This is a genomic window from Thermus sp. (genome assembly GCF_037444525.1).
GTDB lineage: Bacteria > Deinococcota > Deinococci > Deinococcales > Thermaceae > Thermus.
This window is the reverse complement of record NZ_JBBIMD010000040.1, coordinates 1-21,449: the sequence shown is the minus strand read 5'-3', so window position 1 is coordinate 21,449 and position 21,449 is coordinate 1. Positions and strand designations below refer to the sequence as shown.

22 protein-coding genes and 1 pseudogene are annotated in these 21,449 nt (G+C 68.6%); 5 read left to right on the top strand and 18 right to left on the bottom strand.

What is annotated here, in order from left to right:
- Positions 1-85 precede the first annotated feature (85 nt).
- The 6 genes from WKI94_RS07740 to WKI94_RS07715 are packed head-to-tail and all read right to left on the bottom strand — an operon-like array spanning position 86 to position 4,560.
- The gene (locus tag WKI94_RS07740; protein WP_337845193.1) at positions 86-658 is read right to left on the bottom strand and encodes an NAD(P)-binding domain-containing protein; all 573 of its coding nucleotides are present in this window, start codon (positions 656-658) and stop codon (positions 86-88) included.
- A complete protein-coding gene (locus WKI94_RS07735; RefSeq protein ID WP_337845192.1) occupies positions 648-1,301 on the bottom strand; it encodes a 4-carboxy-4-hydroxy-2-oxoadipate aldolase/oxaloacetate decarboxylase in 654 nt (217 codons plus the stop codon). Before WKI94_RS07735 ends, WKI94_RS07740 begins: the two co-directional genes overlap by 11 nt.
- On the bottom strand, positions 1,298-2,008 hold the full coding sequence (locus WKI94_RS07730) for a PIG-L deacetylase family protein (RefSeq protein ID WP_337845191.1): 711 nt from the start codon (positions 2,006-2,008) through the stop codon (positions 1,298-1,300). Before WKI94_RS07730 ends, WKI94_RS07735 begins: the two co-directional genes overlap by 4 nt.
- Positions 2,005-2,925: a DUF6282 family protein gene (locus tag WKI94_RS07725; protein ID WP_337845190.1), complete on the bottom strand. Its 921-nt coding sequence runs from the start codon at positions 2,923-2,925 to the stop codon at positions 2,005-2,007. Before WKI94_RS07725 ends, WKI94_RS07730 begins: the two co-directional genes overlap by 4 nt.
- Positions 2,925-3,578, bottom strand: coding sequence for a GntR family transcriptional regulator (locus WKI94_RS07720; protein WP_337845189.1), 654 nt, complete (start codon positions 3,576-3,578; stop codon positions 2,925-2,927). Before WKI94_RS07720 ends, WKI94_RS07725 begins: the two co-directional genes overlap by 1 nt.
- Before the next feature lies 1 nt (position 3,579).
- Entirely contained in the window at positions 3,580-4,560 is a 981-nt protein-coding gene (locus tag WKI94_RS07715; RefSeq protein WP_337845188.1) for a catechol 2,3-dioxygenase, read from the bottom strand.
- 160 nt (positions 4,561-4,720) lie between these two features.
- Here WKI94_RS07715 and WKI94_RS07710 point away from each other — a divergent pair, with 160 nt between their 5' ends.
- From WKI94_RS07710 to WKI94_RS07690, 5 genes are read left to right on the top strand one after another with little or no spacing between them, the layout of a single operon-like run.
- Complete coding sequence (locus WKI94_RS07710; RefSeq protein ID WP_337845187.1) at positions 4,721-6,166, top strand: aldehyde dehydrogenase; 1,446 nt, start codon at positions 4,721-4,723, stop codon at positions 6,164-6,166.
- 10 nt (positions 6,167-6,176) lie between these two features.
- Positions 6,177-7,382: an amino acid ABC transporter substrate-binding protein gene (locus WKI94_RS07705; RefSeq protein WP_337845186.1), complete on the top strand. Its 1,206-nt coding sequence runs from the start codon at positions 6,177-6,179 to the stop codon at positions 7,380-7,382.
- Position 7,383: 1 nt separating this feature from the next.
- On the top strand, positions 7,384-8,256 hold the full coding sequence (locus WKI94_RS07700) for a branched-chain amino acid ABC transporter permease (protein WP_337845185.1): 873 nt from the start codon (positions 7,384-7,386) through the stop codon (positions 8,254-8,256).
- Positions 8,253-9,908, top strand: a complete 1,656-nt coding sequence (locus WKI94_RS07695; RefSeq protein WP_337845184.1) for a branched-chain amino acid ABC transporter ATP-binding protein/permease — start codon at positions 8,253-8,255, stop codon at positions 9,906-9,908. Before WKI94_RS07700 ends, WKI94_RS07695 begins: the two co-directional genes overlap by 4 nt.
- On the top strand, positions 9,901-10,608 hold the full coding sequence (locus WKI94_RS07690; protein WP_337845183.1) for an ABC transporter ATP-binding protein: 708 nt from the start codon (positions 9,901-9,903) through the stop codon (positions 10,606-10,608). Before WKI94_RS07695 ends, WKI94_RS07690 begins: the two co-directional genes overlap by 8 nt.
- A gap of 44 nt (positions 10,609-10,652) precedes the next feature.
- Here WKI94_RS07690 and WKI94_RS07685 read toward each other — a convergent pair whose 3' ends face one another.
- The 12 genes and pseudogenes from WKI94_RS07685 to WKI94_RS07630 form a co-directional block, all read right to left on the bottom strand.
- Entirely contained in the window at positions 10,653-11,660 is a 1,008-nt protein-coding gene (locus WKI94_RS07685; RefSeq protein WP_337845182.1) for a hypothetical protein, read from the bottom strand.
- A 4-nt stretch (positions 11,661-11,664) separates the two neighbouring features.
- A complete protein-coding gene (locus WKI94_RS07680) occupies positions 11,665-12,531 on the bottom strand; it encodes a hypothetical protein (RefSeq protein WP_337845181.1) in 867 nt (288 codons plus the stop codon).
- Positions 12,532-12,542: 11 nt separating this feature from the next.
- Entirely contained in the window at positions 12,543-12,659 is a 117-nt protein-coding gene (locus WKI94_RS07675; RefSeq protein ID WP_337845180.1) for a hypothetical protein, read from the bottom strand.
- 76 nt (positions 12,660-12,735) lie between these two features.
- A pseudogene (locus WKI94_RS07670) lies at positions 12,736-12,993 on the bottom strand (YbjN domain-containing protein); the annotation flags it as partial.
- Positions 12,993-14,288, bottom strand: coding sequence for a hypothetical protein (locus WKI94_RS07665; RefSeq protein WP_337845179.1), 1,296 nt, complete (start codon positions 14,286-14,288; stop codon positions 12,993-12,995). The gene WKI94_RS07665 and the pseudogene WKI94_RS07670, both read right to left, overlap by 1 nt.
- Before the next feature lie 36 nt (positions 14,289-14,324).
- The gene (locus tag WKI94_RS07660) at positions 14,325-14,870 is read right to left on the bottom strand and encodes a hypothetical protein (RefSeq protein WP_337845178.1); all 546 of its coding nucleotides are present in this window, start codon (positions 14,868-14,870) and stop codon (positions 14,325-14,327) included.
- A 36-nt stretch (positions 14,871-14,906) separates the two neighbouring features.
- On the bottom strand, positions 14,907-15,992 hold the full coding sequence (locus WKI94_RS07655; RefSeq protein WP_337845177.1) for a hypothetical protein: 1,086 nt from the start codon (positions 15,990-15,992) through the stop codon (positions 14,907-14,909).
- The gene (locus tag WKI94_RS07650) at positions 15,970-16,665 is read right to left on the bottom strand and encodes a choice-of-anchor U domain-containing protein (RefSeq protein WP_337845176.1); all 696 of its coding nucleotides are present in this window, start codon (positions 16,663-16,665) and stop codon (positions 15,970-15,972) included. The genes WKI94_RS07655 and WKI94_RS07650 overlap by 23 nt, the downstream gene beginning before the upstream one ends.
- A gap of 100 nt (positions 16,666-16,765) precedes the next feature.
- Positions 16,766-19,381, bottom strand: coding sequence for a transcriptional regulator (locus WKI94_RS07645; RefSeq protein WP_337845175.1), 2,616 nt, complete (start codon positions 19,379-19,381; stop codon positions 16,766-16,768).
- Positions 19,382-19,427: 46 nt separating this feature from the next.
- On the bottom strand, positions 19,428-19,979 hold the full coding sequence (locus WKI94_RS07640) for a MarR family winged helix-turn-helix transcriptional regulator (RefSeq protein WP_337845174.1): 552 nt from the start codon (positions 19,977-19,979) through the stop codon (positions 19,428-19,430).
- 7 nt (positions 19,980-19,986) lie between these two features.
- Complete coding sequence (locus WKI94_RS07635; protein ID WP_337845173.1) at positions 19,987-20,451, bottom strand: cytochrome P460 family protein; 465 nt, start codon at positions 20,449-20,451, stop codon at positions 19,987-19,989.
- 12 nt (positions 20,452-20,463) lie between these two features.
- Positions 20,464-21,048, bottom strand: a complete 585-nt coding sequence (locus tag WKI94_RS07630; protein ID WP_337845172.1) for a protoglobin domain-containing protein — start codon at positions 21,046-21,048, stop codon at positions 20,464-20,466.
- Positions 21,049-21,449: the final 401 nt, after the last annotated feature.

Here is a 21,449-nt window from a genome sequence, read left to right as displayed (position 1 = left end):
ATCATCTGGAGGGTATCCTGATCCATGGGGTACCTCCTCTCCCGTTGGTACCCCCATTCATACACATACCCTTACACATAATTCCTTACACGACCAACCCCAGCCGCCGAGCCCCTTCCAGGGCCTCCCCCACCGCCGCGGCTAGGCCTTTGAAGAAGACGCTCCTTAAGAGTTTCCGCGCCTGGGCCGCCCCTGGCCCTCCTTCCACCACCCGCACCGGGACCCCAAGAGGCGCCAGAAGCGCCCGATAGGCCTCCGCACCGGGCCCCGCAGCCAGGGCGGGGGTGCGGAGGCCCCGCCCTGGCACCGGGCTCATCAGGGCCACATCTACGAAGACGGCCCCTGTGGGGGCGAGATGCCGGGCGATCTCCTCCTTCAAGGTGGGGCTTGCGGTATTCAGGTCCGCGTAAATCTGGCCAGGCTGGAGCACCGGGGCCACCCGTTCCGCCACCTCCAGGGCTACCCGGGCCCAGTTGAGGCTGAGGACCAAATCCGCTTCCCGCGCTGCCTCGGCCTCGCTCCCTGCCCGTAGGAGGCCGGGGACGGTCTTTTCCGGCACCGGGTCGTAGCCCACCACCTCCACCCCTAAGGCCAGGAGGTCCTGGGCGAAGAGGCTTCCCGCCTCCCCCAGGCCCAGCACCGCCACCCTAAGCCCCATCGGCCCTCCGGAGTTCCTCTTCCACCAAGGGACGGAGGCCGTAAAGGTCTATGGAGAGCTCTCCCCTCCGGTAACGCTCCCTCAGTGCCGCTTCCCGCTCCGCCCGGGCCCGGGCCTTTTCCAGGACCTCTCGGGCCTCTCCTTGGGGTACGGCCACCACCCCATCCCCGTCCAGGACCAGGTAGTCCCCCTGGGCCACCTCCACCCCCCCTACCCGCACCGGGATCCCTAGCTGCCCTGGGGTTTCCCGCCTCGCCCCCCGGGGGCTCACCCATCGGGCCCAGACGGGCAGGCCCAGGGCGGCGATCTCGTCCGCGTCCCGCACCGCGGCCTCCACCAGGACAGCGGCGGCCCCCCGGGCTAGGGCCTGGGTGGCGAGGAGCTCGCCCAAAAGGGCCACCGGCTGGGGCGTAGGCATGGCCAAGACCAGGACCTCCCCCGGTTGCAGGACCGCCATGACCGCGTGGACCATGAGGTTGTCCCCTTGGGCGCAGAGGACGGTCCGGGCCGGCCCCGCGGCCCGGCTTTTTGGCACCAGGCGGAGCCAGGGGCCTTCCAGGAGCCCCTTCCGCCCCGCCGCCTCGTAGACTGTGGCCGAGCCCAGCTCGGCGAGAAGGGCCAGTTCTTCCCCGTTCAGTCTCATAGCCGGTCCACCACCTGGGGCAGGACCCGCTGGAAGGCCTCTGCCCGCTCAATGTCCTTTCGCCCGGAGATCCTTCGGGCGTGATTGGCCCGGTGCTCCGCCCGTTCGGCGTAGTACCGCTTGAGGTAGCCTTGGGAGGCGAAGACCTCCATGGCCTTAAGCTTTTTCTCCCACACCGGGGTGATGTCCAGGAAGAGGTTGGGCACAAAGCCCGAAAGCTCCGGCTGGTGGGGTTCGAAGAGGAGGAACTCCGGGGGTGGGATGGTCTTGAAGGCGCTGGCCACCCCGGCCCCCGCCGCCAACTGCCGGGCTCGTTCCGTGATCGCGTAGGCCACGGGGTGGTCGGGATTGAAGGGGTCCTGGGGGGTGTGGGTCATAAGCACTTGGGGGGCGAACCCCACCAGGACCGCCCGTAGGCGTTCCACCGCCTCCTCCGTCATCCGCAAGGGGTAGTCTCCCAGATCCAGGGCCAGGAAGTCTGCCCCCAGAATGGCCGCCGCCTGGCTGGCCTCCTGGTGGCGGATGGCCTTGACCCGTTCTAGGGTCTGGCCTGGCTCCTTCCAGAGCTCTCCCGACTCCCCCCGCTCCCCGTAGCTCAGAGCCACCACCAGGGCCTTCCCTCCCTGGGCCACCGTGAGGGCGATGGCTCCCGCAGCCCGCCAGACGAAATCCGCCGCATGGGCGGAAACCACGAGAAGCCGCTTCATCCCTTCCCCCCTTCTGCCAACAAGGCGGTGTTTTCCACGGCCATGCGCCGCACCGCTTCTTCGCCAAACCCCGCCTCTAAGAGCCGGTCGGCGAAGAGGGCTAGCCCGTCCTCCACGGGGGGGTTTTGGGGTTGGCCTAGGTCGGTGGAGAGGACATTCCGCTCAGGCCCTGTGGCTTCAATGGCCCGAAAGACCCTTTCCCAGAGCACCTTCCCCGTGTGGGAGGGGACGAAGCACCGCTCCAGGAAAGCCCCCAGGCGGGCGAGCTCCTTCTGCTCTCGGAGAGGGAGGTCCTGGGTGGGGTAGTCGGGGTGGGTGATGACCAGGAAGCGCACCCCCGCCTCGAGGGCCGCCTCCACCACGGGGAAGATCTCCTCCCGGGCAAGGTGCCCCGTGGCCAGGACCAGCCCGTGCTGGGCCACGGTCTTTAGGACCGCCCAAAGCTCCGGAAGGGGGCGGCCCCTTTCGTCCAGGACCTCCACCGGTCTTGGGTCCAAGCCTAACCGCCGGAACTCCTCCTGCAGGCGGGCCCACTGGGGCCTTTTCTCCGGGGGAAGGGCCTCCAGGTGCCGGGCCTCGTTGGCCGTGTCCACGGTGGGGAGCCAGACGAAGCGGGCCCCCGCCCGCGCGGCCACCTCCACCGCCACCGGGTTCAGCCCCCCTACCGCCCGGTTTAAAACGATGGCCCCTAGGGCGTTCACCCCGGGCACCGCCTTCCGCACCACCGCGGCCCGCTCCGCGGTGGGGGCGTAGTGAGACTTAAGCACGAACCCCTTGAGCCCCACTTCCAGGCACCGTCGGGCCAGGGTAAGGTCGTCGGTCTTGCGGGGTAGGACGTCGGGGGCTACGTGGACGTGGAGGTCGTAGCCTCCCTGGACCAAGGTCCGAGCGCGTTCCGAAGGCTGGAGGCTATCCATCACCGTCCCTCCCCGGCGCGCTTCAGGGCCTCCATGACCCCTTTAAGGTGCTCGGCCATGGCCTGGGCTGCGGCCTCCCCGTCCCCCTTGGCGATGGCCTCCACAATGCGGCGGTGCTCCTCCAGGGACCGGTCGGGCCGTCCCGGCACCAGGACGGTTCGGTACTGGTGCCGCACCCCTTGGGCCCTTAGGGCCTCAATGAGTCGGGCCGCTGTTTTGTGCCCGGAAAGCTCCACGATGGTTCGGTGGAGAAGAGCGTTGAGCTCGGACATCCCTAGGAGGTCGCCTTCCGCCTTCTTGGCCTCCATCTCCCGCAGGATGGCCTGAAGGCGCGCCACCCCCTCCGGCGTGGCCCTGAGGGCTGCGTGCCGGGCAGCGAGGCTTTCCAAGGCCATGCGGGCCTCCAGGACCTCCAGGGCCTCTTCCAGGGAGATGGCCCGCACCCAGGCCCCCCGGTAAGGGGCGCTTTCCACCAGGCCCTCCTGCTCCAGCCGGGCCAGGGCGGTGCGGATGGCCGCCCGGCCCAGGCTGAAGCGCTCACTCAGCTCCTTTTCCACCAAGCGCTGCCTCGGGAGGAGCGTCCCCTCCAGGATGGCCTCCCGGATGCGCCGGTAGGCGGTTTGGGCCTCCGTGGCTTTCTCCAGGGTGGGCATTCTAGACCTCCTCCACGGGCGGGGTTCCGTAGGTGTGGAAGGTGGAGATGGTCTGCAGGCCCCAGGCCTGGCCCCGTTTCCTTTCCTCCTCGTTCCAAACAATGGACCGCCAGTCCGGGGCCAAGAGGAGCCTGGCCCCTGGGCAGGCGATTTCAAACCGGTTCCCGCCGGGCTCGTAGACGTAGAGGAAAAAGGTTTGCTGGATGGCGTGCTTGTGGGGCCCGGTCTCAATGTGTACCCCGTACTCGAGGCAGATGTCCGCCGCCCTCAGGACCTCCTCCCGGCTGTCCACCGCGTAGGTGAGGTGGTGGAGGCGGCCCCTGGCCCCCAGGTGGTCCTTGGTCACCGCTAGGTCGTAGGTTTTGTTGTTGCAGGTAACCCAAACCCCCTGTTCGTCCCCTCCTGTAAAGACGATCTGTTCCGTCACCTTCATTCCTAGGGCCTCCTCAAAGAAGAGGCGCATGGCCCTCACGTCCGAGGCCAGGAGGTTTACGTGGTCCAGCCGCCTCAGGTTGGCTCCCTTGGCGGGGAAACGGGAGGCCTGGTTCTTCAGGGCAGGTCGGGTGGCCTCGGTGGGCTGGTACCAACGGGTTTCCCAGTAGATCTCCATCCGGTGTCCGTCCGGGGTGCGGGAGCGGTAAGCGGGCCCGTGGCCTAGGTCCTCCGTCCAGCCCTCTCCCAGCCCCAGGCTTTCCAGGACCTGGACCCTCCGCTTTAGGGCTTCTGGGCTCCGCACCCGGAAGGCCAGGTGGCCGAGGCCGGGCTTTGGGGCAGGGGTGAGCTTTAGGGTGTGGAACTCGTAGTCGTCCCAGCCCCTTAGGTAGACAGAGTCCCCCTCTTGCCCGCTCACCGAAAGCCCCATGACCTCGGTGAAGAAACGGAGGCTCTCCTCTGGCTTGGGAGTGAGGAGTTCTATGTGGCCTAGATGGGCCAGATCGCAGTAGGGCCAGCGGCCCAGCTCGGGGGCATCCACCGTGTCCACCTCCTGGCCCCAGGGTAATCTTTGTCGCTTATTTTGTCAACAATATTGCCCTGAACTCCCGCCCCCTTTAGGCGGGGGATTTCCGGAATACCGGAACGGTGGGCTTTCCCCGGGGCGGCTTTCCGGGATACCCTAACCTCCACACGGAAGGAGGTTTAAGGTGCTGACGGTGCAGCTGTTCATTGGGGGGAAGTGGCAACCCAGCCGTTCAGGCAAGGTTTTTGAGCGGAAGGGCCCTTTGGGGTCCGGAGCCACCCAGGCGGCTGCAGCGGCCCTCGAGGATGCCCTCCAGGCGGTGGAGGCCGCCCAGGCGGGGTTTGAGGCCTGGTCGGCCATGCCCCCCAGTGCCCGGAGGGAGGTCCTGTGGAAGGCGGCCTTGGCCCTGGAGGCCCGAGCAGAGGCCTTCGTGGAGGCCATGGTCCAGGAGACGGGGGCCACCCCGGGCTGGGCCCACTTTAACGTTCACCTGGCCGCGGGGATGTTCAAGGAGGCCGCGGCCCTCACCACCCAGATCACCGGGGAGGTCATCCCCTCGGATCGGCCGGGCACCCTGGCCTTTGCGGTGCGCCAGCCCGTGGGGGTGGTCCTAAGCCTAGCCCCCTGGAACGCCCCGGTCATCCTGGGAGTACGGGCCCTGGCCACACCCCTGGCCTGCGGCAACGCCGTGATCTTCAAGGCCTCGGAGCTTTGTCCCAAGACCCACGCTCTCATTGTGGAGGCTTTGGAGGAGGCAGGCCTACCCCCCGGGGCGGTGAGCTTCCTCACCACCGCTCCGGAGGATGCGCCCCAGGTGGTGGAGGCCCTCATCGCCCATCCCTTGGTGCGCCGGGTGAACTTCACCGGTTCCACCCGCACCGGCCGTATCATCGCCGAGCTGGCCGGGCGCTACCTCAAGCCTGTTCTCCTGGAGCTTGGAGGCAAGGCTCCTCTTCTGGTCCTTAAGGACGCGGACCTCGAGGCTGCCGCCCAGGCCATCGCCTTCGGGGCCTTCGCCAACCAGGGGCAGATCTGCATGTCCACGGAGCGGGTGGTGGTGGAGGAGGCCGTGGCCGACCCCCTGGTGGAGCTTTTAGCGGAGAAGGCCGCCCGCCTCACCGTGGGCCCGCCCCAGGAGGGTGCGGTGTTGGGCTGTCTGGTGGACGAGCGGGCAGCGGAGCGGGTGGCGGAACTGGTGAAGGAGGCGGCGGAGTCGGGGGCCCGGTTGGTGGTAGGGGGGCGGCGGGAGGGCCTTTTCTTCTGGCCCACAGTGGTGGACAGGGTTCGGCCGGGGATGCGCCTTTACCGGGAAGAGTCCTTTGGCCCGGTGGTGGCCGTGGTGCGGGTGAGGGACGAGGAGGAGGCGGTTCGGGTGGCCAACGACACCGAGTACGGCCTCTCCGCGGCCATCTTCACCCGAGATATTGCCAAGGGCCTTCGGCTGGCCCAGAGGATCCAGTCCGGCATCTGCCACATCAACGGCCCCACGGTGCACGACGAACCCCAGATGCCCTTTGGAGGGGTCAAGGCCTCGGGTTTTGGACGCTTTGGAGGGCGGGCGGGGATTCACGAGTTCACAGAGCTGCGCTGGATAACTATCCAGACGGAGCCCTTGCGGTACCCCTTCTAGGAGGTAGACCATGGACCAAGGACGGCGGCGCTTTTTGGGGAAGATGGCGGGGCTTGGGGTGGGCCTTCTGGCGGGGGGCCTGGCCCAGGGAAGCAGGGTCGTACGGGTAGGGTACAGCATCTCTAAGACCGGTCCCTACGCCACCGGGGCCGGGATTACCACCCTGCCCAACTACCGGCTCTGGGTGGCGGAGGTAAACCGGGCGGGGGGGCTTAAGCTGGCAGGCGGTGCGGTGCGCCTCGAGGTGGTGGAGTACGACGACCGTTCCAGCCCCGAGGAGGCCATCCGCAACCTCCAGCGCCTTTTCACCCAGGACCGGGCGGAGATCGTCCTGCCCCCCTGGGGCACCGCCATGAACCTGGCGGTGGCCCCGGTCTTCGCCCGCTACGGTTACCCCCACCTGGGGGTGACGAACCTGAGCGAGAAGACCCCGGAGCTGGTGCGGCGTTGGCCCAGCTACTTCTCCTTCCTGGGCTTGCCTTCCCAGTATGCGGAGGCCCTGGCCCAGCTCCTCCGCAACTTGGCGGCCGGAGGCCGGGTGGGGCGGCGGGTGGCGGTGGTCCACACGGATGACGAGTTTGGTCTGGAGCTCTCCGGGGCCTTCCGCCGGGCGGTCCAGGGCACGGGGCTGGAGCTCGTGTACTTCCAGAGCTACCCCTTGGGTTTCAGCGACTTCCAGTCCCTCTTGAACGCGGTCAAGGGGCGGGGGCCCGACGCTTTCGTGGCCTTCAGCTACCCTGCGGAGACCCTGGCCTTACCCGAAGCTGCAGCAGTGGTGGGCTTTAACCCTCCAGTCTTCTTCCTGGGGGTGGGCACGGCTTTTCCTGTTTTCCGCCAGCGCTATGGGGTTCGGGCCGAGGGGGTGATGGGCCTGGGCGGGGTGGTGAACAACGCCGCCTGGCAGGCCTACCGGGAGCGCCACCTGGCGGTGACCAACCAGGAGCCCGACCGCTGGGCCAGCCCCGTTACCTACGCCTCCCTCCAGGCCCTGCAGCAGGCCGTGGAGCGGGTGGGCAAGGTGGACCGCTTCCAGGTCGTTCGCCTCCTGCGGGAGTCCACCTTTGACACGGTCCTGGGGCCTTTACGCCTCGAGGGCAACGTCTTCCGGGGCAACTGGCTTATCGGCCAGTGGCAGGGCGGAGAGTTCGTGGCCCTGATGCCGGAGCGTCCTGGGGCGGCTACCCCCCTGGTCCCTAAACCCGCCTGGACCCACTGAGATGGCTTTCTTGGAGACCCTCATTTCGGCCAGCATCTTCGGGGGGGTCTACGCTCTCCTGGCCTTAGGCCTCACCCTTCAGTACGGGGTGGCGCGGGTCCTCAACCTGGCCTACGGGGAGGCGGTGGTCCTGGCGGGGATCGCCGCCGCCCTCCTCTTCGCCCGGGGCCTTTCCCCCCTCTGGACCCTCCTCTTCCTTCCTCCCCTCTGGATGGCCCTCCACCTCCTCCTCTTCCGCTTCCTCTTCCTGCCCGTCCTGGGGCCCCGGCTGGCCTTGGACCCGGGCCGGGAGGGGCGCGTCATCCTCCTTAGCTTCGGCCTTTCCTTCCTTAGCCAGGGGCTCATGGCCGCCTATCTGGGGGGGCAGCTTTTCAGCTGCAGCTACCTTCAGGAGGGGGTAGCCCTGGGACCGGCCCAGGTGAGCCTGAACCGGATCCTGGCCTTCCTCTTGGCCATGGGAATGGCCTTTGGCCTCCACTTCTTCCTCCAGCGAAGCCGGCTGGGCACCGCCATCCGGGCCTTGAGCCGGGAGCCGGAGGAGGCGGCGTTGGTGGGGGTGCCCGTGCCTCGCCTGGCGGCTTGGGTCTTCGCCTTAGGGGGCGGGCTGGCTGGGGCGGTGGGGGTCCTCCTGAGTACCTTTCAGCCCCTCAGCCCTACCCTGGGGCCAGAGCTCACCTTGAAGGCCCTGGTGGTAGTAGTCCTGGGGGGGCTGGGCGGGGTGCCGGGGGCGCTGGCGGGCGGGGTGGCCCTGGGGCTTACCGAGGGCCTGGTGGCCCGCTTCCTGAGCCCGGGCCTGAGCTTGGCGGTCCTTTATCTCCTCTTCTTGGGCGCGGTCCTTTACCTGCGGAGCAACCGGGAGGTGGCCCGGCAATGAGCCTTTACCTGGCCCTCTTCTTTGCCCTCGGGCTCAGCCTGCCCTTCTGGGGCGGGGAGTACGGGGTTTCTGCGGGGATCTCCATCCTGCTCTACACCGTGCTGGCCGCGGCCTGGGCACTCTTCACCGGGCCTTCCCGTTACCTGAGCCTGGCCACCTCCGCCTTCTTCGGGGTGGGGGTTTACACCGTGGCCCTCCTCCACGAAGGGGCGCCCTGGCCCCTTCTCTGGGGCCTGGCCTTCCTGTTGTCCGGGGGCCTGGCCCTTCTGGTGGGCCTGGCCACCTTTCGCCTCCAGGGGGTCTACTTCACGGTTTTCACCTTCGGCCTGGCGGAGCTGGTCCGCCAGGGGATTACCTGGGCCCAGCGCAACCTGGGGGGATCGGTGGGGAGCTACGTCTTCCTGGAGGTTGGCCAGGGGGCCATCTACTGGGCTCTTCTGGCCCTGGCGGCCCTCCTTTACCTGGGGGGGGCGGCCTTAGGGGGGAGCCCTTGGGGTTTGGCCCTCTGGGCCTCGGGGGACGATGAGCTGGCCGCCCGGCACACCGGCGTGCCCGCGGCCCGAGTGCGGCTTCTGGTCTTCAGCCTCACCGCGGGGGCTATGGGGGTGGCGGGAGCGGTGGTGGCTCCCCGGTGGGTCTACGTGGACCCCAGCCTGGCCTTTAACCCCCACACCTCCTTCCTCACCGCGGTCATCGGCCTCCTCGGGGGGCTAAAAGAGCCTATGGGAGCCTTCCTGGCGGCTCCGCCCTTTGTCCTGGTTTGGGATTTCCTCTCGGGCCGCTTTCCCCACCACGCCACCGCCCTCATGGGCCTCCTCTTCCTCTTTGCGGTCTATCGCCTTCCCCAGGGCCTGCTGGGCCTCTTGCCCCCAAGGACGCCCGCCCTACCTCGAGGGCCGGTCTCCAGGTCCCAGGCCCCTCCTTCCGCCCGCCCCACCGGGCTTGTCTTGGAGGCTCGTGGGCTTTCCAAGCGCTTTGGGGGGGTTTTGGCCGTGGCGGGGCTGGACCTCCAGGTTCACCCGGGGGAGATCGTGGGTCTCATCGGCCCCAACGGTTCGGGGAAGACCACCGCGTTGGGCCTCATCGCCGGTACCTTGCCCCCCGACGGGGGGGAGGTGATCTTCCTGGGGCGGAGGGTGGCGGGTCTGCCCCCAGAGGCCCTGGCCCGGATGGGCCTGGGCCGAACCTTCCAGCAGGTGCGGCTTTTTCCCTCCCTTAGCGTCCACCAACACGTGTACCTGCCCCTGGTCCTCCGGGGGGTGCGGGGCGCCGAGGAGGAGGCCCGCCGTATCCTCCGGCGGGTGGGCCTCGAGGGGCAGGCCCACCTTTTCCCCTCCGCCCTCACTTACCTGGACCAGAAGCGGCTGGAACTGGCCCGGGCCCTGGCTTTGGACCCCAAGCTCCTCCTCCTGGACGAGTGGCTGGCCGGGCTTTCCCTCACGGAGCTGGCGGAGGGGATAGACCTCCTGAGAAGCCTTCGGGAGGAGGGACGGGCCCTGATCCTGGTGGAGCACGTGATGCCTGCGGTGCGGGCCCTTTGCGACCGGGTGTACGTCCTTTCCTTCGGGGAGCTTTTGGCGGAGGGCGTTCCCGAGGAGGTCCTGAAGGATCCCAGGGTAGTGGCCACCTACCTGGGGGTGGCCCATGCTTAGCGTCCGGGGCCTGGAGGTGCGCTACGGGGCCCACCCCGCCCTCCAGGGGGTGGACCTGGACCTGGCCCCCGGGGAAGTGGTGGCGGTCTTGGGGGCCAACGGGGCGGGAAAATCCTCCCTGCTTAGGTCCCTTCTGGGCATGGCGCCTGCCCGGGGAAGCTACCGGCTGGATGGGGAAGAGGTGGGCTTTCTGATGGAGCGGGGTCTGACCGAGGCCCTGGCGGCCCGGGGACTAGTGTTGGTGCCGGAGCGGGGCGGGGTTTTCCGCACCTTCACCGTGCGGGAGAACCTGCTTTTGGGGGGATTCCTTAGATCGGATGCCTTAAAGGAAAGGTTAGAAGAGGCCCTTGCCCTCTTCCCGCCTCTTGCCGAGCGCTTGGGACAGCGGGTGGGCACCATGAGCGGGGGGGAGCAGCGCATGGTGGCCCTGGCCCGGGCCCTGGTCCAAGCCCCCCGGTACCTCCTCCTGGACGAGCCCACCCTGGGCCTGGCTCCCCTCCTGGCCCGCCGCATCCTGGAGAGCCTCGAGCACTTCGCCCGGAAGGGGGTGGGGATCCTTTTGGTGGAGCAAAACGCCCACCTGGCCCTGGAGGTGGCCCAAAGGGGGTACGTCCTGGAGCGGGGCCGGGTGGTCGTGCAGGAGGAGGCCCAAGTCCTCCTCCACCACCCCTGGGTGCAGAAGGCTTACCTGGGGGCCTAGTGTTTCAGAAGGGAACCATCGGTTTGGGTGTACCCATTCCCCGCTTAGGGTACGTCCCCACTGCCACCCCCAAGGTCCCAGCCTTCCCAGTTCCACTCGTGCAGGGTGCCCGAGGGGCCTTCCCAGTAGGGGTTGCCCTGCTCATCAAAGTGGGTAATGTCCGGGGTCTCCCCGGAAAGGGCTTGGCTCCACTCCTCCGACGTCCAGGTGTTGAACTCCTCCCCTTGCTGCCAGCTCTCCCAGAAGCCGCTATCCCCGGTGTCCGGCAGGCTGGGCTCACCCGCAAGCCCCGGGTCGTAGCCCTCATAGGGGTCGGTGTAGGGGGCAGGGGCTTGGGGCAGCGGGGTGGGGCCTGGGGCGGCATAAGGGGCCGGAGCCTGGGGTGCCCCCAAGGGGCCTGGCGTGGGTGGAGGGGTAGGGGGGGTGGCCGTGGGGCCTGGTTCCCCTGAGCCCTGGCTGGGGGGCCGGGCGGGGTAGGCCAGGCTCAAGGGGGCCATGGCTTCCCGGAAAGCGGCCTGGTACTGGGCGAGCTTTCCTGGCTCTGCGGTGAAGGTGATCTGATAGCCCTCGCCTCCCAGGACAAAGGCGACCACCTGAAACTCCAGGGTCTTGCCCTGGTGGGCCCCCCGGGCGGTGAAGGCCACCCCCTGCGTTCCCAGGACCCCCACGGGTTGCACCTTGCCCACCTGGAAGGCCTCGAGGGCCTGCCCGTTCCGCTGGGCCACCACCTGGGCGTACTGGAAGCTGTTCATGGGCTGGGGTAAGGCTTCTTTGAGCACCGTGAGGTTTTCCCGGAAGGCATCCTGGGGGCCTTCTTGGGGGGCGAGGAGGGCCTTGCCCCCTTGGATCTCCTTCACCTCAAAGCCCCGGGGCACCTTAAGGCGCACCGCCCCTACTTGCACCTCCTCCGGCTCCTCGGGGAGGAGGTTCCCCACGATGCCCAGAAGGAGGAAGACCAGCAGGCCTGCCAAAAGCCAGTCCCGCCTCGAGCGGGGCCAAAGGAGCTTGGGGCGGGGCTTTTCATCTTGGACGGTTCCCTTCTCTTCTTCCATGGCTTCACCTCACCCGGTAAAGGATCAAGATTTCCTGGAGGAAGTTCCCGGCACTTCCCCCTTGGTTCCCAAAGAGGGCATAGTGGTACTTGAGCCTTCCCGTGTTGGGGTCATACCCGAAGGCCTCCACCCCTCCTGAACCCCAGCCCCGGCCTGAACCGCCGATGATTTGCATGTAGCCCACCTCCGCCACCCCGTCCCCGTCGAAGTCGTCCAGAAGCCTACCCCCCTTATAGACCACAGGGCTAGGCACGGGGCTCACTGAGGGGTCGGGGGACGGAAGGAGCCTGAGGAGGTAGGGCTTTTCCGGGAAAAGGGGACAAAGGATCCCGTCCATGGTGGGCCTTCCGTTCCGCCCTACGATCTCGCAGGCGGGGGTTACCCAGTAGGCCCCTTGGGGTTGGCCCTGCTCGTCGTAGCTCACCCCCTGGTAGAGGCCGTTGCCCGTCCGCTCTAAGGTGAAGGCAAGGCGCGGGGTCTCTCGCCTCTCCTTGAGGATCTGGTTCGTGGCCGGGTCCCGTTCCCGGTAAAACCCCCCCGCCACCTCCAACCGGTAGCTCTGGGCGGTGAGGACCGCCTTGCCTGGGGCGGGGTACCCCGCGGAGGCCGACAGGCCGCAGGCCATCTGGTTCGTGAAGTTCCCGGGAGAGGCGTAGGGCCCGTAGCAAGCGGCGGCGCTCACCTGTCCCAAGCAGGTGAAGTAGGCCTCCGCCCCCTGGGCCTGGTAGGCCTGGCACTGGGCGTGGGCCTGCGCCCTTAAAGTCTCGTAGGGGCCGAAGTCGGGGGGGTACCACTCCACCTGGGCCAGGGCGAGGAGAAGGATTCCCACGGCCAGGCCGAGGCTCATCTTCTTCCAAGGGGAAGTCTTCATGGCTGGCCCTCCTATTCCCATCCGATCCAAGAGGCGAAGGCGCGGAGATGCTCTTCAAAGAGATTGATGAAGGCCACGATCGCCCCCTCCGCGACCCCTCCCTCCAGGTCCAGGTCCGCCTCCAGCACCGGGTCCCCCCTCCCCGTCCAGGTAGGCCCGGCTGAAGCGGCGCTCTCGGTTCCAAGCGTTGATCCGTTCTAAGGAAACCGCATCGTTCAGGGCAAAGCTGGCCGTAAGCATGAGGCTGGTGCAGCGCCCTTCGCGGCAGTCTATGGGGAAGAGCTGGGCCCTAAGCCCCGCTAGGCGGAGCCTGAAAAACTTCTCCCCTTCCTCTTCCACCCGCTCGTAGCGGTAAGGGACGGAACGGAGGAGGGCCTCGAGCTCCTCGAGGGTGAGGGCGGTCCGCACCCCCTGGGCCAAGGCCGGGCCCAGGAACAGGAGCAAGGGGGCCCAAAGCCGCATCAGCGCACCTCCTTCAGGGTGTAGCGGACGCAGGGGTTGGCCTTTTTGGTGAGGTCGCAGTAGAGGAGGTAGGCCAGCCATCCGTCCTTGCGGTAGGCGAACTCCACCAGGCTCTCCCCATCCTGGTCCCGGTAGACCGTAAGGTCCCCCTGGGTGCGCTTCTGGAAGCGCCGCCCCCCGATCTCCGTCCGTCCGGTGTGCCACACCGGGGGCAGGATGGCCTCCTCCCCTTCTTCCAGGCCGAACCCGTCCAGGAGATAGGTTTCCTCCGTCTTTCCCTCCGCGTCCTCCACCGTCTCCCGCACCTCCCACCGTCCTTGGCCTTTAGGAGCGATGCGGTAGCGGAGCCCCCCCAGGACCACCGCCAGGCGCTTCTGGTCCCCCACCTCCTTGCTGTAGACCAGCTCCACCGTCCGGTTGGCCGGGGGGGTGAAGGCGGGCTTCCCAGGAAGGCTGGGCTTCTGGACCGGAGCTGGGGAGGGCTGGGCGGTCAGCCCGGGTGGGGGGGGAGGGTTTTCACCCCCCGGGGTCCCGGGAAAGGGGGGCATGGGGGGTTGGGGCCCGGGCGGATAGGGTGAGGGCATGTCCCCGGGCGGGTAGGGCGAAGGGGCGGGTCCCGGCGGGTAGGGGGCAGGCCCAGGGCCTGGGGCAAAGGGCACCTGGGAGGGGCCGGGAATCCCTCCCCCCAGGATCTGCACCTGGCTCAAGAGGGCCTGGAGGGCCCCTTGAAACTGGCCGAAGACCTGGGCAGGGGCGGTGAGCTGGAAGGCGTAGGCCCGGTTTCCCTCCACGGTGTAGACGGCAAGGTCCAGGTAGGCCTGGCCCTGGTAGAGGACCTGGCTATAGACCCCAAGGGCAGGGCGCCCCCCAAAGGAGAGGCCGGAGAGGGGTTGGCGCTGGACCTGGATGCCCTGTTGCTGCACGAGCTGGTCCTGTTGGGCCAGGGTCTGGAGGTTCATCTGATGGAAGCCCTGGAGGTCTATGGGACCTGTGAGGGGCCTCGAGGCGGCGTAGAGCTCCGCCCCACCCGGATGGACGAATACGGCCACGAAGCCCCCTTGGGGGTTCGGGCCTTCCCCCATGAGCTGGAACCCCGGGGGAATGGGGAAGGCCAGGCCCAGGTTAGGGTTCTGGTACACCCCCCCGCCCGCCCCGGGGAGGCCCGGTTGCCCCGGCATCCCCAGGCCTGGGGGCGTGGGGCCCGGCATCGGGGGTGTCGTCCCCGGCCCCGGGGGAAGGCCCAGTTGGGCCAGGGCGCCCGCCACCAGGAAAAGGCCGAACACGGTCCTCTTCATCCTGCACCTCCTCCAACGCCCTAAGCCACCGCCACCTCACGGCCGGACCGAGCCCGAAAGCCTGAGCTCAAAGCGCTCGGTGTCGTAGCGGATGGTGGCCTCCTGGCCGCTTTGGGCATCCCCGGAGATCCGGGCCCCCACGTAGAAGTGCCCGCTGGCGATGGCCTGAACCTGGGCGGGGGTGGCATTGGCAGTCCCTTCCACGCAAATGGGGCCTGGGGAGAGACCGGAGATGTCCTTGCTCCCTTCCGCCAGCCGGTTGGCCTCCGTGAAGAGGGTGGTCCCGTCCCCGGAAAGGTAGGCGGTGTAGACCAGGGTCCCGCTGAAGCTGGCCCCCGGGGTTTGGGAGCGGAAGCACACCCTGTAGCCCAGGGTGGCCCCGGAGAGGGTCGCCCGGCCATCGGGTTCATAAACCACCTCCGCGGGGCCGATGTCCTTGGGGTTAGGGCTGATGCCCCCTTGGCTCACGGTGAAGGTGCCGGAGAGGTTGGCGTACTGGAGCACGTTCACCGTGTAGCTGAAGGGGACGTTGCAGGCCGAAAGGGCCAGGGCCAAAAGGGTCCAAAACCGCTGCTTCCTCATGGCTCACCCCCTTACCTCCAGCCTAGGGATAGGCCCTTACAAAATCCCTAAGCCCCCCCCCCTTCCCTCCGGGGCGCCAGAACCCCCCTGGGGGGAGGGTGGGGAGGCCTTGGGCTCCTGGCCCCTCGGGGACAGAACCCCAGCCTCCAGCCTTCCCGTCAGGCCCACCAGGAAGCGCTCAGAAAAGCCCAGGACCACCAGGACCCCGTACAGGGCTGGGCACTCCGCCAGGGGAGCCAGGCCCTCTCCCAAAAGCCTGGCGGCCAGGAGGGCCCCCAGCACCAGGTACCCCGCCATCGCCCCCAAGCCCCCCAGGACGGGGGCCAGGAAAAGGGGCACCCAGTAGGCCCCGTAGTCTGTGGAGACCCGCCCCGCCGCCACCACCCGAAGCAGCCGGGAGAGGACGCCCCCCAGAAACCCCAGGAGGAAGGCCCAGCCCAAGGGGAGGTCCAGCCCAGGCAGGCACGCCGTGGCCAGGACCAGGGCCAGAGCAAGCCCCAGGAGGAGGAGCAGGGTGCCCTTGTTCTGCAGGGTGAGGAGGCGGGCGTAGCGGGTGTCCCGGGCCCCGTAGAGCTCCGCCAGGAAGCAGGCCAGGAGGGCCCTCCGTTCCTCTTCCCCTGCCTTTTCCTCCAGGGCCCGGCGCAGCTCCTCCCGCCAGTGGAGCCCCTTCTCCCCAAGCTCCTCCACCTCCCCCAGGCCCTGCCGGAGCCGGGCCTCCACCTGTGCCCCCGAGAGGAGGTCCGCCGCCCGCCGCTCCGCCCGGTGCATCAGGACCCAGGCCGCCATCTCCCGGCCGCCGCTCCAGAAGAGCAGGTAGAGGGCCTTGCAGAGGGGGTTCAGATGTAGGAAAGCCTCGGCCTTTCGGAGGAGGCCCTGGATGTCCTCTTGCGCACTCCATTCCGCCCGGAGGCCCTCCAGCTGGGCCCAGGCCAGGGCCCAGGAGGGGTAGGCGATGGCCGCGACGCGCACCAGGAGGAAGAGAAGGAGGTACCCCAGGAGGAAGGGAAGGAACCACCCCGGCCCCGGTAGCCAAGGGGAGACCTCCCCCAGGCCCCCGTTGGTCAGGGCGGGCGGGGAGAGGAGGGCCCAGGGCAGGGCCCTAGGGAGAGATGAGGACAGCACTGCTCCACCCCACCACCACGAAGCGGCCGTTTCCGTAGACCACGCTACTGAGATGGGCATACCCTCCCCCTCGTTGTACCGTCCAGTTGATCCCATCTGGGGAGGTGAGGATATAGCCTATTTGCCCCACCGCCACGAAGAGACCGCCCCAGTAGGTGATGGTATACACGGATGCATGGTGCGTGATCCAATTGGCCCCAGAGGGGGCACCCCCCGAGGGCACCAGAAGGGCCACCGGGTCCACCACCCTCCCGTCGGCCTGCCCGTCCCCGTCCAGCGTGCTCCCGTCCTGGACCGTGTAGGTGGCAGTGGTGCCGCCGAAGTTCAGATTCGCGTCCGCCAGGGTTTGCCAGTCCCCGCTTACCAGCTTGCCCAACGCCGCCCCCTCAGGGATGGGATTGGGGAAGGTGAGGGTGACGGTGAGGCTCCCGCCTGCTTGGGACACCGTGGCCGCGAAGGCGATGGCCCCGTAGGGGGCTTCCATCCCAGGGGGTGGGGTCACGCTTTGCACAATGAGCCTCCCCTGAAAGGAAACGCTCACGCTCCCGCCAGGGGTGTTCACCGTACCGGTGGTACCCCCGCCCCCCCCGCTACTACCCCCACCGCCACCGCGGGCAGCCAGGAGGAGGGCCAGATCTAAAGCCAAGAGGCCAAAGCCTAGGGTCCTCCGCATGGGGTCCTCCTTCTACTCCTCACCCTAGCCGGAGGGGGTTACAAAACCCCTACAGCCCCCCAGGGAGGACCTTCGCTGGGGTGGGGTCCTAAAGGGGGACCTAGGGGCTCAAGCGCCGGAGGAGGGCCTCCACTTCAGGGGGGGGCCCTTCCCCAAGCTCCTCCCAAAGCCGCTTGCGGTAGGCCTCCAGCCGCTTTCGGACGCGCCCCTTCTGCCCCCGCTTAAGACACCCCTCGGCCCAGAGGAGGAGGGCTTCCTCGTCCAGGGGATCTAGCTCCAGGAGGCGCTCCAGATAGGGGGGGTCCCCCGCTTTCAGAAAAAGCCGCCGCAGGCGGTGGTAGACCTCTTCCCGCTTCCGGTCCAAAAGAGGATGATCCACCCCGGGGAAGAGGGGCTCCTGGTAGAGGGCGAGGGCTCTTTCCGCATCCTCCCGTTCCAGGGCCTCCTCGAGGGCCTCGAGGTCGCTTTCCACCCTTTGGAGCCCATTCTCCCCCAGGTAGGTGGGCACGCCCCAGGGCTCCAGGGCCTTCCTAAGGCGGGAGAGCCACACGGAGAGGGCGTTGAGGGCTGCCTCTTCGGAGGCGTCGGGCCAGAGGTGGTAGGCCACCTCCTCCCGGGAAAGCCCGAGGAAGAGGAGGGCGAAGACCTCCCTCACCTTCCCGGAAAGGGCCACGGGCCCCAAGGGGCCTGCCACCTGGAAACGGCCTAGCCCCCTCACCTTAAGGGGCGGGACCTCCTCCAGGCGCAGGGCGATGGCTTCCTTCCAGCCCGACCGGAGAGCCTCGGTAAAGGGGTAGGGGCGGGCGAGCTCGGGGCGCTTCTTGGGGAGGAGGGAGAGGGGGATGAGGCCAGGGAGGATCCCCGCCCCCACCTGGGTAAGGCCGAGGAGGGCCTCGAGGTCCCCTTCTTCCCCAAGGAGTCGGTAGCGTAAGGCGTGCCAGTAGAGCCGCTCCTCCCGCTCCTCGGGGTAGGGGGGGAGGAGGGCGGCATCCCCCAGGAGCTCGGCCCGGGCCAGGGCGGGGAGGAAGCCTTCCTGGCCCTGGAGGAGGCTTGGGTCCTTTCGGAGGAGGGCCAGGAGGGCCCGCCCCCGGCCCACCAGGTAGGGGTTCTCCCATAGCTCCGCCCGGGCCACAAGCTCCGCCAGGGCCCCCTCGTCCCCCCTGAGGTGGGCCAGGAGCAGGCCCGCCTCCAGGGCCGCTAGGGGGTTCCCTTCGGCCTGGGCCGCTTCCTCCAGATACCGCTCCGCCTCCGCCCGCTGGCCCAGGAGGAGGTGGAGCCGCCCTAGGTCCCGGAGGTGGCCTGGGCGGCTCATGGGGCTATAGCGCAGGGCCAGGGGTATCCCCTCCTCCAGGGCCTGGATCCATCCCAAGAGATCCCCCTGGAGCTCAAAGCGCAGGAAGGCCAGGTTCACTAGAGGCGCCACCCGGAAGGGGCTTTCCGGGGGGAGGCGCCTTAGGGCCTCCTCCAGGAGGGCCAGGGCCTCCTCGGGCTTCCCCTCCTCAAAGGGCACCCGGGCCACATCGTTCAGGAAGCGGCCTGCCAGCTCCGGGTCCACCCGGTCCAGGAGGAGGAGGCCCCGTTCCATGTATGCCCTGGCCTCGGGGAGGCGCTGCCCCAGCAGGAGCTCGGCCAGGTAGTAGGCCAGGTGCCCGCAGGCTATGAGGGCGATGTTCGGATCCTCCCACGCCGCCAGGGGCTTCAGGAGGGCTTCCCCCTCCCGCTTACCGCAGTGGAGGAGGGCCTCCCCAAGCCGCAGCCGAGCCCGGGGCCCCCCCCTTTCCAACACCTCCTGCCAGGCGAGGAGGGTTTCCGGGGGGAGGTTGAGCTGAAGGGGCCGTTCCAGGAGGGCCAGGAGGTCTTTGTGGAGGCCGCTATGGAAGTAGGCCTGGGCAAGGAGCTGGGGAGGAAGGCGCCCCTCCGCCCCCTTCACCGTCCGCTGCACCTCCCCCTTGAGGCTCCGAAGGGCCATCTCCCTCAAGAGGTCGTGGAGGCGGAAGCCCTCGGGGAGGCGGCGGAGGAGGCCCTTGGCGAAGAGGCCCTCCGTGGCCGGGGTGGCGAGCCCGGGGGGCAGGTAGGGGAGGGCAGCGAGGAGGAGGCCCTCTTCGAACTCCTCCGGGGTGAGGCTTTCCCTCAGGCCCTGGAGGAGGGCCCGGGGCTCCGGGGGTTCCCCGGTGAGGGCGGAGAGGAAAAGGGGCAGGGGCCAGCCCCCCGTGGCCCGGTGGGCCTCCTCCGCCCCGGGGCGTTCCCCGAAGAGGGCTTTAGCTTCCTCCAGGGTGAAGGCGAGCTCCCTGGGCCCGAGGCGCACGAGCCGCCCCTCGGCGAGGAGTTTGGGAAGCTCGGGGCAGGGGAGGGGGTTCCGGCTCGCCAGGACCAGGAGGGCGGGGAGGGTGCGGAGGAGAGGGCCTAGGGCCTCGTCCCCCTTGAGGTCCTCCAGGACCACCAGGGTGGGCTCGGCCGCGAGGGCCTCGAGGATGGGCCCCCAAGGGGCCTCCCCAGGCAGGCCCAGGGCCCGGGCCAGGAGGGCTTTGGGCTCCCCCAGCCCGGCGCTGGCCCAAAGCGTCCTAAGCCCGAGCCGGGCGGAAAGCTGCCCCGCCAGGACGCTCTTGCCAAAGCCCGCGGGGGCCTCCAAGACCACCACAAACCCCGGCTCCTCCGGCAGGCGGTCCAGAAGCCGGGGCCTTTCCAGGTAGACCGGGCTTTGCCAGCTGAGGGCCACCTTGTTCCCATGCTAAGAGAAAGGGTTTTCCCCGGCAACTCCCCTTTCAAGCTGGGGCGTGGTCCGGGCAGGCCAGGCGGAGCTCCGAGGGCCTTAGGCCTAGGCCCAGGAGGGCGCAGCGGTACGCCTTTCCCCTCCGCTCCAGATGGCGGCAGGTGAGGCAAAGCCCCGTCTCCGCCATGACGCCTTGGGCGATGAGCCCCGTGGCCAGATGGGCGAGCTCCTCCCAAAGCCCCTCGAGGTCCGGCACCCCCCCCAGGGCCTCCTCCAGGGGTTTGCGGTAGGGGCGGAGGGCCTCGGCTACCCCCTCCCCCTTGGGGGTGGGCCGGAGGACCTTCCGCCTGCGGTCCTTGGGGTCCGCCGCCTCTGCCACCAGCCCCTTGGCCTTCAGCGCGCGCAGGGCATCCGTCACCGTGGGCGGGGTGAGGCCCAGGGCCTCTGCCAGGGCCCCCGCCCCTAGGGCCCTGCCCAAAAGCTCCAGGAGGATCCCCGCCTGGGTGGTGGAAAGGCCCAGGGCGTGGGCCCTTTTGGTGAGGAGGGCCCGCTCCGCCCGGGCCAGGCGCTCCAGGAGGGCCAGAACCTTGGCCTCGAGGTCCACCCCCCTATTATGGCCGGAAGGCGCTGAAGACGAAGTCCGTGTTGGCTGCCCCCTGGTGGCAGGCGTGGCAGGCTTTGGCGTCTATGGCCAGGGGCTTTCCGTCGGGCCCGAAGGCGTAGTACCCCCAGCCCCCCGTCTCCGGGTAGCGGGCGGGGTCTTTGACCATGACCCCGATGAGCTTCCGCTGGCCTTCCAGGAGGGCGTTTCCCTCCTCCTTGGCCTCCAGGAGGTCAAAGACGATGACCGAGCCCTGGGGGAAGGCCTTTTTCCCCGAGAGGTACCCCGCTAGGGCCTGGGGGTTGGCGTAGATGTGGTGCAGGCCGCCAAAGGCCTCGTAGAGGGGGTGGCCCCTCTTGATCTCCATACTCTTCACGTGGGTCCAGAAGCGGAACCCCTCGGGGTAGGGGAATCCCCCCTGGGCCAGGACGCCAAGGCCCAGCGCCAAAAGCCCCAAAACCGCCTTCCTCCGCATCTCCCTCACCTCCTAGAAATCCCCTTCTTTGACGTAGGGGTAGCTCCAAAGGGCGGCCTGCAGGACCACCGCCTTGAACCAAGCCTGGTGCATCCGCTCCACCTTCTCCTGAGGGTGCCCCTTCCTGGCCAGGAAGGGCTTTAGGGTGGCGGTGATGGGGTAGATGAAGGCGATGAGGTAGCGCAAGGGGATGTGGGGGGTGGTCTCCACCCCGTCCGTGCGCCCCTTCTTGCTGCGGTGGTGCCGCAGGCCGATCTCGTGCTGGTAGGCCAGCCAGGCCTCGTCCTTGGGGCGGAGGCAGGTGTCCAGGATCCACTGGCCGAACCGCCGCCGGACCCTTTCCAGGTATTCCGGGATGGGCTGGCCCTGGGGGTCGGCGAAGTAGCGGAGGAGGTGGGGGTGGCTCCCCACGAAGCCGTACCAGAGGTCCAGGATCTCCTCCACCTGGTCCTTGAGGACCTCCCCCGCTTCCCTTAGGGCCTCGTTGTCCTCCTCCGTCCACATGAGGGCTGCCTTGAGCTCCTCCAGCTCCTTAGGCCCCACCGGAGAGGGGGCCAGGGCGGGGTCGCCGTAGGCGTAGCCGGGGATCTCCGCCATGCTCACCTCCTTAGGACTCCTAAATAATAGCCCCGCCCCCAAGGAAAAAGGTGAGGAAGGTTGCTAAGTGGGAAGCGGGCTTTCGGGAAAGGGCCATAGGGCATCGCCACCGGGACCGCCCTCAGCCCCGCGCGGACAGGCTTGCGTCTAAGCGCCTTTGCCTTGGATTTTCGCCTCCACACCCCCCAAGGCCTGGAGGGCCAGCTGCACCGCCTCCAGGTCGGGATGGCGCCGCCGGGGCATCCGAACCCCCCCACCCGCCGCCATACCGTCCCCATGGGATCCAGGTGGGGACTGCGCCTCGGAAGACACCCCAGGTGAAGACCCCTCCCCTTCCACTCCGCCCCCTCACCCCACGCCCCCGATGAAAGGCCCCGCCCTCCAAAAAGAGCCTCAAGGGC

Coding starts and splice junctions, on each gene's coding strand:
- WKI94_RS07735 (WP_337845192.1), bottom strand. CDS start 1,301: ATGAGACTGAACGGGGAAGAACTGGCCCTTCTCGCCGAGCTGGGCTCG.
- WKI94_RS07660 (WP_337845178.1), bottom strand. CDS start 14,870: ATGAGGAAGCAGCGGTTTTGGACCCTTTTGGCCCTGGCCCTTTCGGCC.
- WKI94_RS07690 (WP_337845183.1), top strand. CDS start 9,901: ATGCTTAGCGTCCGGGGCCTGGAGGTGCGCTACGGGGCCCACCCCGCC.
- WKI94_RS07725 (WP_337845190.1), bottom strand. CDS start 2,925: ATGGATAGCCTCCAGCCTTCGGAACGCGCTCGGACCTTGGTCCAGGGA.
- WKI94_RS07720 (WP_337845189.1), bottom strand. CDS start 3,578: ATGCCCACCCTGGAGAAAGCCACGGAGGCCCAAACCGCCTACCGGCGC.
- WKI94_RS07730 (WP_337845191.1), bottom strand. CDS start 2,008: ATGAAGCGGCTTCTCGTGGTTTCCGCCCATGCGGCGGATTTCGTCTGG.
- WKI94_RS07685 (WP_337845182.1), bottom strand. CDS start 11,660: ATGGAAGAAGAGAAGGGAACCGTCCAAGATGAAAAGCCCCGCCCCAAG.
- WKI94_RS07695 (WP_337845184.1), top strand. CDS start 8,253: ATGAGCCTTTACCTGGCCCTCTTCTTTGCCCTCGGGCTCAGCCTGCCC.
- WKI94_RS07705 (WP_337845186.1), top strand. CDS start 6,177: ATGGACCAAGGACGGCGGCGCTTTTTGGGGAAGATGGCGGGGCTTGGG.
- WKI94_RS07630 (WP_337845172.1), bottom strand. CDS start 21,048: ATGGCGGAGATCCCCGGCTACGCCTACGGCGACCCCGCCCTGGCCCCC.
- WKI94_RS07700 (WP_337845185.1), top strand. CDS start 7,384: ATGGCTTTCTTGGAGACCCTCATTTCGGCCAGCATCTTCGGGGGGGTC.
- WKI94_RS07635 (WP_337845173.1), bottom strand. CDS start 20,451: ATGCGGAGGAAGGCGGTTTTGGGGCTTTTGGCGCTGGGCCTTGGCGTC.
- WKI94_RS07680 (WP_337845181.1), bottom strand. CDS start 12,531: ATGAAGACTTCCCCTTGGAAGAAGATGAGCCTCGGCCTGGCCGTGGGA.
- WKI94_RS07665 (WP_337845179.1), bottom strand. CDS start 14,288: ATGAAGAGGACCGTGTTCGGCCTTTTCCTGGTGGCGGGCGCCCTGGCC.
- WKI94_RS07650 (WP_337845176.1), bottom strand. CDS start 16,665: ATGCGGAGGACCCTAGGCTTTGGCCTCTTGGCTTTAGATCTGGCCCTC.
- WKI94_RS07740 (WP_337845193.1), bottom strand. CDS start 658: ATGGGGCTTAGGGTGGCGGTGCTGGGCCTGGGGGAGGCGGGAAGCCTC.